At 65.9% G+C, this 12,409-nt stretch carries 13 protein-coding genes and 1 tRNA gene; 8 read left to right on the top strand and 6 right to left on the bottom strand.

The features are described from left to right. The first annotated feature begins 1 nt into the window (after position 1). Positions 2-1,483, top strand: coding sequence for an Asp-tRNA(Asn)/Glu-tRNA(Gln) amidotransferase subunit GatB (gatB, locus tag ASE72_RS01740; RefSeq protein WP_056015858.1), 1,482 nt, complete (start codon positions 2-4; stop codon positions 1,481-1,483). 280 nt (positions 1,484-1,763) lie between these two features. Here the strand turns inward: gatB and ASE72_RS01735 are convergent, their stop codons facing one another. Beyond that, on the bottom strand, positions 1,764-2,270 hold the full coding sequence (locus ASE72_RS01735; protein WP_082445852.1) for a retropepsin-like aspartic protease family protein: 507 nt from the start codon (positions 2,268-2,270) through the stop codon (positions 1,764-1,766). Positions 2,271-2,577: 307 nt separating this feature from the next. Between ASE72_RS01735 and ASE72_RS01730 the strand changes: the two genes are divergently transcribed. Next, positions 2,578-3,234: a hypothetical protein gene (locus ASE72_RS01730; RefSeq protein ID WP_056015854.1), complete on the top strand. Its 657-nt coding sequence runs from the start codon at positions 2,578-2,580 to the stop codon at positions 3,232-3,234. A gap of 16 nt (positions 3,235-3,250) precedes the next feature. Here ASE72_RS01730 and ASE72_RS01725 read toward each other — a convergent pair whose 3' ends face one another. After that, positions 3,251-3,481 carry a hypothetical protein gene (locus ASE72_RS01725; protein WP_056015851.1) on the bottom strand — a complete coding sequence of 77 codons (231 nt, stop codon included), beginning with the start codon at positions 3,479-3,481 and terminating at the stop codon, positions 3,251-3,253. 8 nt (positions 3,482-3,489) lie between these two features. After that, positions 3,490-3,645 (bottom strand): hypothetical protein, encoded by a 156-nt coding sequence (locus tag ASE72_RS20600; RefSeq protein WP_200916144.1) that lies wholly within the window; start codon positions 3,643-3,645, stop codon positions 3,490-3,492. 134 nt (positions 3,646-3,779) lie between these two features. On the opposite strand from ASE72_RS20600, the gene ASE72_RS01720 reads away from it, so the two are divergent. The 6 genes from ASE72_RS01720 (at position 3,780) to ASE72_RS01695 (ending at position 9,798) form a co-directional block, all read left to right on the top strand. After that, positions 3,780-3,864 (top strand) — tRNA-Leu (locus ASE72_RS01720). A 69-nt stretch (positions 3,865-3,933) separates the two neighbouring features. Beyond that, the gene (gene tig, locus ASE72_RS01715) at positions 3,934-5,580 is read left to right on the top strand and encodes a trigger factor (RefSeq protein ID WP_056015848.1); all 1,647 of its coding nucleotides are present in this window, start codon (positions 3,934-3,936) and stop codon (positions 5,578-5,580) included. Between the two features lie 211 nt (positions 5,581-5,791). Then, positions 5,792-6,649, top strand: a complete 858-nt coding sequence (locus ASE72_RS01710; RefSeq protein WP_082445723.1) for a glycosyltransferase family 2 protein — start codon at positions 5,792-5,794, stop codon at positions 6,647-6,649. Positions 6,650-6,912: 263 nt separating this feature from the next. Beyond that, positions 6,913-7,599, top strand: coding sequence for an ATP-dependent Clp protease proteolytic subunit (locus ASE72_RS01705; RefSeq protein WP_056015844.1), 687 nt, complete (start codon positions 6,913-6,915; stop codon positions 7,597-7,599). Positions 7,600-7,707: 108 nt separating this feature from the next. Continuing rightward, a complete protein-coding gene (gene clpX, locus ASE72_RS01700) occupies positions 7,708-8,973 on the top strand; it encodes an ATP-dependent Clp protease ATP-binding subunit ClpX (RefSeq protein WP_031396414.1) in 1,266 nt (421 codons plus the stop codon). 195 nt (positions 8,974-9,168) lie between these two features. Continuing rightward, entirely contained in the window at positions 9,169-9,798 is a 630-nt protein-coding gene (locus ASE72_RS01695; protein WP_235532191.1) for a DUF4198 domain-containing protein, read from the top strand. A 30-nt stretch (positions 9,799-9,828) separates the two neighbouring features. Here the strand turns inward: ASE72_RS01695 and ASE72_RS01690 are convergent, their stop codons facing one another. The 3 genes from ASE72_RS01690 to ASE72_RS01680 are packed head-to-tail and all read right to left on the bottom strand — an operon-like array spanning position 9,829 to position 12,304. Continuing rightward, complete coding sequence (locus ASE72_RS01690) at positions 9,829-10,218, bottom strand: c-type cytochrome (protein WP_235532190.1); 390 nt, start codon at positions 10,216-10,218, stop codon at positions 9,829-9,831. Positions 10,219-10,241: 23 nt separating this feature from the next. Next, a complete protein-coding gene (locus ASE72_RS01685; RefSeq protein WP_235532189.1) occupies positions 10,242-10,547 on the bottom strand; it encodes a hypothetical protein in 306 nt (101 codons plus the stop codon). Beyond that, positions 10,544-12,304 (bottom strand): M1 family metallopeptidase, encoded by a 1,761-nt coding sequence (locus ASE72_RS01680; protein ID WP_082445722.1) that lies wholly within the window; start codon positions 12,302-12,304, stop codon positions 10,544-10,546. Before ASE72_RS01680 ends, ASE72_RS01685 begins: the two co-directional genes overlap by 4 nt. Positions 12,305-12,409: the final 105 nt, after the last annotated feature.

Here is a 12,409-nt window from a genome sequence, read left to right as displayed (position 1 = left end):
CATGAGCGATTACAGAATCCAGGGCGAAACCGGCGAGTGGGAGGTCGTGATCGGCCTCGAAGTCCATGCGCAGGTGACGTCGAACGCCAAGCTGTTCTCGGGCGCGGCGACCGCGTTCGGGGCTGAGCCCAACACGCAGGTGAGCCTCGTCGATGCGGCGATGCCCGGCATGCTGCCGGTGCCGAACCGCGAATGCATCCGCCAGGCGGTGCGCACCGGCATGGCGATCGAGGCGCAGATCAACAAATGGTCGCGGTTCGACCGGAAGAATTATTTCTACGCCGATCTGCCGCAGGGCTATCAGATCAGCCAGCTCTATCATCCGATCGTCGGCGAAGGCGCGATCGACATCAGCCTCGACGAGAAAAATCCCGATGCCGCGGGCAAGCGGATCGGCGTCGAGCGCATCCATGTCGAGCAGGATGCGGGCAAGCTGATGCACGACCAGCATCCGACCCAGTCCTATGTCGATCTCAACCGCTCGGGCGTCGCGCTGATGGAGATCGTGTCGAAGCCCGATCTCGCATCGCCTGCGGAAACCGGAGCTTACCTGCGAAAGTTGCGGTCGATCCTGCGCTATGTCGGATCGTGCGACGGCAACATGGAAGAGGGCTCGATGCGCGCCGACGTCAATGTCAGCGTGCGCAAGCCCGGCGACGAACTCGGCACGCGGACTGAGACGAAGAACGTCAATTCGGTACGCTTCGTGATGGCGGTGGTCGAGCAGGAGGCCAGGCGCCAGGTCGAGGTGCTCGAGGCCGGTGGCAAGATCCAGCAGGAGACGCGGCTCTACGATCCCGATCGCAACGAGACGCGCTCGATGCGGTCGAAGGAAGATGCGCATGATTACCGCTACTTCCCCGATCCGGACCTGTTGCCGCTCGTGCTCGACGACGCGTTCCTCGAGGAATGCCGCGCGTCGCTGCCCGAACTGCCCGACGCGAAGCGGGCGCGGTATGAGGCGCTCGGGATCACGGCGTATCAGGCGACGGTGCTGACCGCCGAGGTCGAGGCGGCGCGCTGGTTCGATGCGTTGCTCGATGCGGGCGTGAAGCCGGCGGCGGCGGCGAACTGGACGACGTCGGAGCTGTTCGGTGCGCTCAACCGGACGGGCAAGGATATCGCCAATTCGCCGGTATCGCCTGCGCAGGCGGCGGAACTGCTCGGGTTGATCGCTGATGGTACGCTGTCGGGGAGCCTCGCCAAGCAGGTGTTCGAGGTGATGCTCGAGACCGGCGACGGCGCGGCGAAGGTCGTCGAGGATCGCGGGCTCAAGCAGACCAGCGATACCGGCGCGATCGAGAAGGTCATTGCCGAGGTGATGGCGGCGAATGCGGACAAGGTCGCGGATTATCGGGGCGGCAAGGACAAGCTGTTCGGGTTCTTCGTCGGGCAGACGATGAAGGCGATGGGGGGGAAGGCTAACCCGGCTGTGGTGAACGAGGTGCTGAAGAGCGCGCTTGGGGAGTCGGTGGCGCACTAACACTTCCACGCCCAACCTCTCCGTTCTCCCGCGAAGGCGGGAGCTTAGGGTAATGGAGCGCAGCGCTGCTTGATTCCTGGGCCCCCGCATTCGCGGGGGAACAAGAGCGTTCGCGGAAACGTCAACAATGGCACCACCCCGGCGAAGGCCGGGGTCCAGTTGGCAGACGCTGCTGATCAGGCGCTGCTCCCTGTTACCTCGACCTCCCAACTGGACCCCGGCCTTCGCCGGGGTGGTGGTAAGTGCGAGGCTAGGGACGAAGGCACGAGCCAAACTCGCGTTACGGGTCCACCTTCTGCGGATGATGCGGCACCAGGATGAGGACATTCTCCTCGACCCGCCACGACGCGAGGCGCGACAGGAAGTTCATCCCGAGCACGTTGGTGTCCCCGAACGCGGGCGACACCACCACCTGCAGGTCGCGCGCGACGATCGCGCCGAGCTTCAATTCGCCAATCTTCCCCGACTGCGCCGGGATCGCGCCATTGGCGGTCTGCAGCACGATCGGCACGACGCTGGTCCGCGCATCGATCCCCGCGGCGTCAGCGGTCTTCGTCGACAGCGCGGTGATGGTCGCGCCGCTGTCGATCAGCAACCGCCGCTCGACCCCATCGATCCGCGCGCGCGCCCAGAAATGCCCGTCGGGCGACATGCGGATCCGCACCTCGCCGCCGACGACCTCCTGCTCGTCGATCCGGAGCAGCTTCGCGATCTTGCCCAGATAGGGATCGAACTGGCTCCGCTGGCCGATCGCCACGAACAGCAGCGCGACAAGGGCGAGTGTCATCGCGCCATTCACGAGCGTGCGGATGATCGGAATACGCTGCGCAACGACAACCACGAGGACCGCGACGGCGATCGCGCCATAGAGCGTCTGATGCTGCGCAAAATCAGGAAAGGTGAAGATCGGCGGGTCCTCGGGCGGCAGGGTGAAACGGGAACATAGTATCGACGCAAGGCTGTATCGAGGCTGACCGGTTGTGCGTCGTGCGATTGGCTGATCGCAAGCCGGTCCAGAACGGTCCGGGTTGCCGTCGCGCAGGCATGTCGCGGACGCTACATCTGGTCCTGCGCGGGGCCGGGGTGGGCGAGATATGCTTCGACATGGTAGCTATGCGGCTGTGCTCCTGACGGCGGCGACCGCGTTGGCCGCGATGGCGCCCGCGACGACGGTGCCGGTCGCGTCGGCCGAAGCGGGGGACGTCGACCGGCTGCGCGTGATGACCCCGGCGGATTTTCAGGCTCGGACGAGCGTGTCCGACGATGCGCTCGACCGGTTCGCGACGCTGACCACCACGAACGGGTTCGTCGAGCACCGGAGTTTCGGCGGGCACACCCCCGACGACGTGTTCCTGCGCGCATTTGTCGAAAAGGCGACAGGACGCGTCAGCTATCAGGTCTATGTAACCATCCGGTATCGCGGCAATAGCTGGGCGCAGTGGGACAGTGCGAACTACGAAACGCCGGGAGGGCCGCAGGCCGCGCGCGTCGACCGGATTGCCCGATTGCGGACCGTGTGTCGTCGGGGATGGGTCTGCCCGCGCTCCGAAACGATCGGGTTTGGGGTGGCAGCGAGTGTTTTCCGTCAACAGGCCGAGCGGTACGTGCCGGGCATGCTAACCCCGTGGCAGTTCAAGGTGTCCGCGAGGGCGGGCAGTGCGCGCATCCTGATGCTGTCGACCGCGGAGATCGCCGGCATGCTGATGGCGGTCGACACGTATCGCGCCAACCACCATCTGCCGCAGTCCTAGATAGGCTTCGACGCGGTTACTGAGCGTCCGATTCCTGGTTCTTGGTCACGCCGCCCGTGCCGCCGACACCGTCGGGAAGCCCCGTATCGGTGAAGGTACCGGGCTCTGCCCCGCCGTCGCCACGCTCGACCGCGTCGGACCGGGAGGCGACAGCCTGTTCGATGTCGCTTCGCGTGTCCGCATTGCGGTCCTCGGGGAGCGTATCGGGATCAGTGCCCGAATGCGTCGGTGATTTCGTGTCAGGCATGATGGTCCTCAGAACTCTGGCTGGACGGGGGCCGGATCATTCGACGGCATGCCGGGTGCGGGGACGTCGCTGTCCGGCGCGGGCGGCGTGAACTCCGGGGGTGGCGCCGTCGGCTCGCTTGGCGGCGTCGGGGCAGGGGTCTCTTGCGGCGGCTGGGTGGCCATGATCGTCTCTCCTTCTCGTGCATCAACGCGCGCAATCGTCGGGAGTTGCCCCGGTGGTGCCAACCGTGTTGCCTTGCGTGCTTGCCCCGGGATACAACGTTGGTATAGACGCGCCCGCTACGGCGATGTCCTGTGCGGGCGTGGCGGAACTGGTAGACGCAGCAGGTTTAGGTCCTGCCATCGCAAGATGTGGGGGTTCGAGTCCCTTCGCCCGCACCACTCCGCCGCCTAGGCGGGGCGACACCCAGACGAATTTTTCCCGAATGCTCTTTTAGACAAAGGCCGGACATGCAGACTGTCGAGACGTTGAACGAGGGCCTCAAGCGCGCCTACACCCTCACCATCACTGCGAAGGATATCGATGCGAAGGTCGATGTCGAGCTGAAGCGCCTCGCGCCGCAGATGAAGATGCCGGGCTTCCGTCCGGGCAAGGTGCCGGCGAACCTCATCCGCAAGATGCACGGCCCCGCGCTGACGCAGGACGCGCTGAACGCGGCGATCCAGGAAAGCGTCCAGAACCTCGTCGCCGAAAAGCAGCTTCGCCCCGCGATGCAGCCTTCGGTCGAGCTGGAAGACGGCTATGACCTCGGCAAGGATGCGGTCGTCAAGGTCGAGATGGAGGTCCTGCCGCAGGTCCCAGCCCCCGCGATCGACGGCCTGAAGCTCGAGCGCCTGACCGTGCCCGTCGCCGATGAGGCGGTCACCGAGCAGCTCCAGAAATTCGCCGACCAGCAGAAGAAGTGGGACGACGCTGCTGACGACTACGTCGCGGCGATGGGCGACCTCGTCACCGTCGATTTCGTCGGCAAGACCGCCGATGGCGTCGCGTTCGACGGCGGCACGGGCACCGACATGGGCGTCGAGCTGGGCGCAGGACGTCTGATCCCCGGCTTCGAGGACCAGCTCGTCGGCGTGAAGACGGGCGACGACAAGGTCCTGAACGTGACCTTCCCCGAGGAGTATCAGGAGAAGTCGCTCGCGGGTCAGCCGGCCACGTTCGACATCACCGTCAAGTCGGTCAAGACCGCGGGCGAGAGCAAGATCGACGAGGATCTCGCCAAGTCGCTGGGTCTCGAGAGCCTCGAGCAGCTCACGGGGCTGCTCAAGGGTCAGATCGAGCAGGAGCATAACGGGCTCACGCGCACGCACATGAAGCGCAAGCTGCTCGACCAGCTCGCCGAGGGTCATGACTTCGAGGTTCCGCCGTCGATGGTCGAGGCCGAGTTCAACCAGATCTGGTCGCAGCTCCAGCACGAAGCCACGCACGAAGCCGATCCCGAGGCCGCGATGGCCGAGATGGAAGGCGAGCGCGACGATTACCGCAAGATCGCCGAGCGTCGCGTGCGCCTTGGCCTGCTGCTGTCGGAAATCGGCCAGGCGAACGGCGTCGAGGTGTCGAACCAGGAAATGCAGCGTCTGCTTGCGCAGGCAGCGCAGCAGTATCCGGCCGAGCAGCGTCAGCAGTTCATGCAGTATGTCCAGCAGGAGCCGATGGCGGCCGCCCAGCTGCGCGCACCGCTGTACGAGGACAAGGTTGTCGACTTCCTGTTCGAGAAGGCCGAGATCACCGATCGCGAAGCGACCCGCGAGGAGCTGGAAGCTGCGATCGAGAGCGAGGACGGTTTCGCCAGCGGCACGCACGTGCATGACCATGACAACCACAAGCCGAAGAAGAAGGCTGCCGCCAAGAAGAAGGCAGCGCCTGCCGACGACGCGGCCGTGACCGAAGAGGCAGCCGCCTCGGACACCGCGGAAGACGCGCCGAAGCCCGCCAAGAAGGCCCCTGCCAAGAAGAAGGCGGCACCGGTCGAGGCCGAGACCGCCGTGACGGAATCGTCGCCGGTGGCGGCAGAGAACGCCGAGGGCACCGAAGCTGCCGACGCACCGGTGAAGAAGCCGCGCGCGAAGAAGGCGCCGACCAAGACCGAGGCGTAAGTCGGTTCGCGTGCCTTATCGCTGAGGCACGCCCCCTTCGACTGGGCTACCTCCCCGGCGGAGCCCGGGGTCTCGTTGGAAAGGGAGCTGTAACGGCGCGCAATGCTCCGTTATTCACCGCATCCAACCGGGCCCCGGCTTCCGCCGGGGATTTGCGTTTATTGGACGACGCGGTGATCGCCACGCCGTCTTCGACTGTACAGGGCAGGGCATGACCGAACCGAGAATCGCCGTCCTGCTGCCGTGCTACAACGAAGAGGCGGCGATCGCGCAGACGGTCGCGGGGTTCCGCGCGGCGCTGCCGGGCGCAACGATCTACGTTTATGACAACAACAGCGCCGACCGCACGGTTGCGGTTGCACGCGCGGCGGGTGCCGTCGTGCGGACTGAGCGGATCCAGGGCAAGGGCGCGGTCGTGCGGCGGATGTTCGCGGACGTCGACGCCGACATCTATGTGATGGCGGACGGCGATGCGACCTATGACGCGGCGTCCGCGCCGGCTTTGGTCGCACGCGTGCTCGACGAGCAGCTCGACATGGTCGTCGGCTCGCGAATCAGTCAGGTCCAGGAGAGCTATCGCCGCGGGCACCGGTTCGGCAACGCGTTGCTGACCGGTATGCTCGCGCGGCTGTTCGGGCGCAGCTTCACCGATATCCTGTCGGGCTACCGCGTGTTCTCGCGGCGGTTCGTGAAGAGCTTCCCGTCGCTGTCGGCGGGGTTCGAGATCGAGACCGAGATCAGCGTCCACGCGCTCGAACTCAAGATGCCGATCGGCGAGGTCGAGACACCCTATTTCGCGCGGCCCGAGGGGTCCGAATCGAAGCTGAGCACCTATGCCGATGGCTGGCGGATCCTGCGGACGATCATGACGCTCTACCGGATCGAGCGGCCGCTCTGGTTCTTCGGCGCGATCGGCGGCGCGTTCGCCTTGCTCGCGCTGCTGCTCGGCATCCCGCTCGTGCTGACCTATCTCGAGATTCACCAGGTGCCGCGCTTTCCGACTGCGATCCTGATCACGGGGCTGGGCATCTTCGCCGCGCTGAACGTATTCACGGGGCTTATCCCATAGGTGTGCAGAATGTCGCCGGGCCACAGCAGGATGAAGATGTGCACGAGCCCGAACGCGAACAGCAGCAGGTTGCGGACAAGGGTCTTGAGATCGCTCGCGGTGCACATGCTTCTGCTTCCATCAAGCGGGAGCGCTGCAGCGCCCGCAGGTGCGTGCGGGCCCCTCCCTCTCCCCGGAGGGGCGAGGGGAAGCGTTGGATGGGCTTGAACTCCCCCGTGCGAGCGCCGATGTTGGCGGTTCACTGGGGCATAAGAGAGATTTCCATGCACAATCCGTTCGAGACCGGCGATTTCGCGAGCCCGTTGGCCAGCGCCGGGCTCGGCCTGCAGCAGACGCACGCAGGCCTGGTTCCCATCGTCATCGAACAGTCGAACCGCGGCGAGCGCTCGTTCGACATCTTCTCGCGCCTGCTGCGCGAGCGCATCATCTTCGTGACCGGTGGCGTCGAGGACGGCATGGCCTCGCTGATCACTGCGCAGCTGCTCTTCCTGGAGTCCGAGAACCCGAAGAAGGACATTTTCATGTACATCAACTCGCCGGGCGGTGTCGTCACGGCGGGCATGGCGATCCATGACACGATGCAGTATATCCGGCCGCGTGTCGGGACGGTGTGCATCGGCCAGGCCGCGTCGATGGGCAGCTTCCTGCTGGCCGCGGGCGAGCCGGGGATGCGCGTCGCGCTGACCAACGCGCGGATCATGATCCATCAGCCATCGGGCGGAGCACAGGGCATGGCGACCGACATCGAGATCCAGGCGAAGGAGATCCTCCGGATCCGTGCGCGTCTGAACGAGCTGTACGCCAAGTACACCGGCCAGCCGCTCGAGGCGATCGAACTCGCGATGGATCGCGACAAGTTCCTGTCGGCGGACGAGGCCAAGGCGTTTGGCCTGCTCGACGAAGTGTTCGAAAAGCGGCCCGCGGTCGCCGACGATACGAAGCCTGCATAAGGCGAATCGTAAGCCTCGCGGGTTTATTTGATTGTAGGATATCCGGGGTGCGTTACGATGACCGCCCCGGAAACGGCACGTGCACCGACATGCACGAGAGGTGATTGAATGACGAAGCTGAGCGGTGGCGACTCGAAGAGCACCCTCTATTGCTCGTTCTGCGGCAAGTCGCAGCACGAGGTGCGCAAGCTGATCGCCGGGCCGACGGTCTTCATCTGCGACGAGTGCGTCGAGCTATGCAACGACATCATCCGTGAGGAAACGAAATCGGCGCTGGTGTCCAAGAAGGACGGCGGCGTGCCGACTCCGCAGGAGATCTGCGACGTCCTCGACGATTATGTGATCGGCCAGAAGCGCGCCAAGCGCGTCCTGTCGGTGGCGGTGCACAATCACTACAAGCGGCTCAATCACGGCGCCAAGGGTGCCGATGTCGAGCTGTCCAAGTCGAACATCCTGCTCGTCGGGCCGACGGGTTGCGGCAAGACTCTGCTCGCGCAGACGCTCGCCCGCATCCTCGACGTGCCGTTCACGATGGCCGATGCGACGACGCTGACCGAAGCCGGTTACGTCGGCGAGGATGTCGAGAACATCATCCTCAAGCTGCTTCAGGCCTCCGACTATAATGTCGAGCGGGCGCAGCGCGGGATCGTCTATATCGACGAGATCGACAAGATCAGCCGCAAGGCCGAGAACCCCTCGATCACGCGCGACGTGTCGGGCGAAGGCGTGCAGCAGGCGCTGCTCAAGCTGATGGAAGGCACGACCGCAAGCGTTCCTCCGCAGGGTGGTCGCAAGCATCCGCAGCAGGAATTCCTGCAAGTGGATACGACGAACATCCTGTTCATCTGCGGCGGTGCGTTCTCGGGTCTCGAGAAGATCATCGGCGATCGTCTGCAGGGCAAGTCGATCGGCTTTGGCGCGTATGTCGCCGGACCGGACGAGCGCAAGACCGGCGAGACGCTGAAGTCGGTCGAGCCCGAGGATCTGCTCAAGTTCGGGCTCATCCCCGAGTTCGTGGGGCGCCTGCCGGTGATCGCGACGCTCGAGGATCTCGACGTCGACGCGCTGGTGAAGATCCTGAAGGAGCCGAAGAACGCGCTGGTCAAGCAGTATCAGAAGCTGTTCGAGATGGAGGACGTCGCGCTCGGCTTCACCGACGACGCGCTGGTCTCGGTCGCCAAGAAGGGCATCGAACGCAAGACCGGTGCACGCGGGCTTCGTTCGATCCTCGAGAGCATCCTGCTCGACACGATGTTCGACCTGCCGGGCATGGACGGCGTCGACGAGGTGATGATCGACAAGGACGTGATCGAGGGCCGCAAGGAACCGATCCGCGTCTATGCCGAGAAGAAGAAGGCCGGCGACGCGGCGTAATCCGCGTACGTAGCGATAGAGAAAGGGGCGTCGATCGGCGCCCTTTTTTTTTGCCCGCAGATGTTGGACGTGCGCGGATCAACGCTGGATCGGGTGGCCGTGACGGCAGAATGTCGCGACGGGCTGAATCTGCGCGAGTGATTTGCAATAGCGTCCGTTTGATCGGTATATGGCCGGCAAAACGGGAGAGCCAATGTGAAGATCGCGTGGATGGGTGCGGCGTTGCTGGTGCTGGCATGGACTGCGCAGGCGCATGAGGTCTGGGTCGAGCGCGATGGTGCGGGACCGGCGCGGATCTATCTGGGCGAACCGGCAGAAGCGCAGCCGCCGGGTGGCGATCCCGAATTCGCCAATCTGAAGACGCCGCGCGTGCTGTCCAAGGCTGGCGCGACGCTGGTCCGCAAGGCGGGGTTCCTCGAGGCAGCGCTGCCTGCGGGTGACGTACGGGTCTGGGACGACGACGTGTTCGCGCCCTGGGGTGATCCCGACAAGCAGGAAGGCATCATCTATTATGCGCGCGCCGGTCGTGCCGAAGCGCGCGCGCGGCTGCCGTTCGAGATCGCACCCGCGACACCGAACGGAGCGCGCTTCGTCGTGACGCGCGAGGGGCGGGCCGTGCCGGGTGCGAAGGTGACGATCGTGTCGCCGGCGCGCGTCTCGACCAATGTCGTCGCCGATGCCAAGGGCATGATCGCGCCGCGGTTCACCGAGAAGGGCCGCTATCTGCTGTCGTCGACGGCAAAGGATTCGGTCGAGCACCGTCTGCCGCGCGGGCCGGTGACGACGCTGCACCGGATCACGACGACGACGTTCGTCGTTCGCTGACCAAAACGCTGGGGAAGGCGCTGACGGGGGTCAGGGCCCCTGCGTCTTGAGATAGGCGATGACGTCGGCGCGGTCCGCAGGGTCGCGCAGGCCGGCAAAGTTCATCGTCGTGCCGGGGACGAGCGCGCGCGGATTGGTCAGCCACCGGTCCATGCGCGCCTCGTCCCAGCGCCCGCCGAGCGCCTTGAGCCCTGCGGTATAGGAAAAGCGCGCGCGGCGCTCGCCGATCGGGCCGCCCATCACGCCGTAGAGATTAGGTCCGTCGGTGTCGGTCGAATCGCGGCCGATCGTGTGGCAGGCAGCGCAGCGCCGGAATATTCGGGCGCCCGCCTCGGCGGAGGCGACGCCGCTCGCGGCGCGCCGGGTGTCGCCTGCTGGATCCGAACCGCACCCGGCAAGCGACAGCACCGCTATCGGCACCAACGCGGTCCAGCGCGCCGTGATCACGGCCGCTGGCGCGCCGCGAGCGCGAGCCCGGCGGCGATCTGCAGCACGGCGTAGAGCCGCCGGCGGGTCGGACGATCGACGAAAGGTGCGACGAGCGTCTCTGTGCCGAGTGCGTCGTCCTTCCACAGGTCGACGTGGCGGCGCGGCTGCGTCAGCCCGATCAGGCCGTCGCCGACCATGAAGATCGCCGCCATCTCGGCTGCGCGCGCCATCCAGGGGGCTTTCGGCCCTGCCTCGGCGACGGGAGGCGTCTCGCGGCCTGCGTCGCTCGCGTTGTCGCGGCGGGGCGGGGAATCGGTCATTGCGGCTTGCCCTTTGCCGCATCGGCCTTTGCCGCCTGCGCCGTTTTCCAGGCGGCGACATCCTCGAGCGCTGGACTGCGGCGGAGCAGCAGTGCGTCGGGATCGATCACGACGTGCGCCGCGGCGGGCACCGCGACGCTTGCCTTGCCGCCCGTCATCGGCAGCGTCCGAAGCTGGCCGTCGACGGTGATCTGGACGGGGAGCGGGAAGGGGCCGTTGCCGGGGACCTTCCACGCGAGCGTCAGCGTGTCGGCGGTGCGCGTCTCGACAAGGTCGGGAAGCGCGGCCTGGCGCAGATAGACGTCGAAGAACCAGCCATAATCCTTGCCGGTGACGGTGCGGACCAGCGCTTCATATTCGCGGGTCGAGCCAAAGCGGGGGCTGAAATTGCCGGGCTTCGGATCGGCGCGGCCATAGACCGCGCGGCGCGTGACGTCGAAGAACGCGGTGTCGCCGATCAGCGAACGCAGCGTGTGGAGCATCCACGACCCCTTGTTGTAGATGTCCTGACCCGCTCCCCCCTTGTCGAGCTCGTAGACCTCCTCCTCGGTCGTGACGCGCTGCTGCGTGATCGGCCTGCGGTTCAGGATCGCACCACGGCTGCCCAGCATCATCGTCGCATAGCGCGCGCGCCCCTCGCGCCACTGTCCGTAGAGCGGCTGCATGTAGCTTCCATAGCCTTCGTGCAGCCAGTAATCGTCCCAGTTGGCGGCGGTCAGCTGATTGCCGAACCATTCATGCGCGAATTCGTGTTGGAACAGCCAGTCGAACCCTTCGGGCGCCTTCGCATAGTCGTTGCCATACGCGTTGATCGTCTGGTGCTCCATGCCCTTGTGCGGGGTCTCGACGACGCCGACCTTCTCGTCGCCGAACGGATAGGGACCGATCATGCTTTCGAAGAAGTCGAGCGTCGGCGCGAACTCGGCGAACAGCTTTTCCGCCTGTGGTTTCTCACCCGGCAGATACCAGTAATACATCGGGATGCTGTTGCCGTAGCGGCTCTTGTAGGTGCCGCTGATCTCCTCATAGGGGCCGACGTTGAGCGCGATGCCATAGGTGTTGGGATGCTTCGCGCGCCAGTTCCACCGCGTGCGACCATCGGGCAGCGTGTCGACGCCGAGCAGGACGCCGTTCGACGGGGCCTTCAGCCCCTTGGGCACGGTGATGTGGAGATCGACCAGCGCGGGTTCGCCGGTCGGGAAGTCGAGGCACGGCCAGAACAGATCGCAGCCATAGCCCTCCGCGGTGGTCGCGAACCAGGTGCGGCCACCCGGGGTCTGCGACCAGACCATGCCGTCGTCCCACGGCGCGCGCACCGCGACGTGCGGCGTGCCGCCATAGGTGATCCTGACGCTGGTCTTCGCACCTGCGGCGAGCGGCCGCGCGAGCGTGATCGTCAGCCGGCCCTCGGGATTGCTCCACGCGGATCTGGCGAGCGCGACACCGTCGACCGCGATCGCGCTGACGGGGAGGTTGCGATCGAGATCGATCGGCAGCCGCGCGATCGGCGCCGTCGCAGTGAAGGCGAGCGTCGCGACACCGTTCAGCGTGCGCGTGTCGGGCAGCACCTCGAATACGAGATCGGCGTGATCGAAGCGCAATGCGGTTTGTTCGGGGGTCAGTACGCCGCCCGACCGCTCGGTCTGCGCGGTGATCGCGGGTTCGCCCTTTTGCGGGAGCTGGGCCGAGAGGGGCGGGGCGAGCAGCGCGGCGGGAAGCGCGCAGATGCTGGCGGTGAGGAGAAGACGCGGGATCATGCGCCGCGTTGTCGCGCGCGGGGCGGGACGACACAAGAGTGATACGGTGACGGTGGTGGCAGGCTGGTCCCCGGACCTGAACTTCGCCAGGACCGGGGTCGGGAT

Source organism: Sphingomonas sp. Leaf20, assembly GCF_001421535.1.
In the GTDB taxonomy this organism is placed as follows: Bacteria; Pseudomonadota; Alphaproteobacteria; order Sphingomonadales; family Sphingomonadaceae; genus Sphingomonas.
The sequence above is the reverse complement of the archived record's forward strand: the minus strand, read 5'-3'. Positions and strand labels throughout refer to the sequence as shown.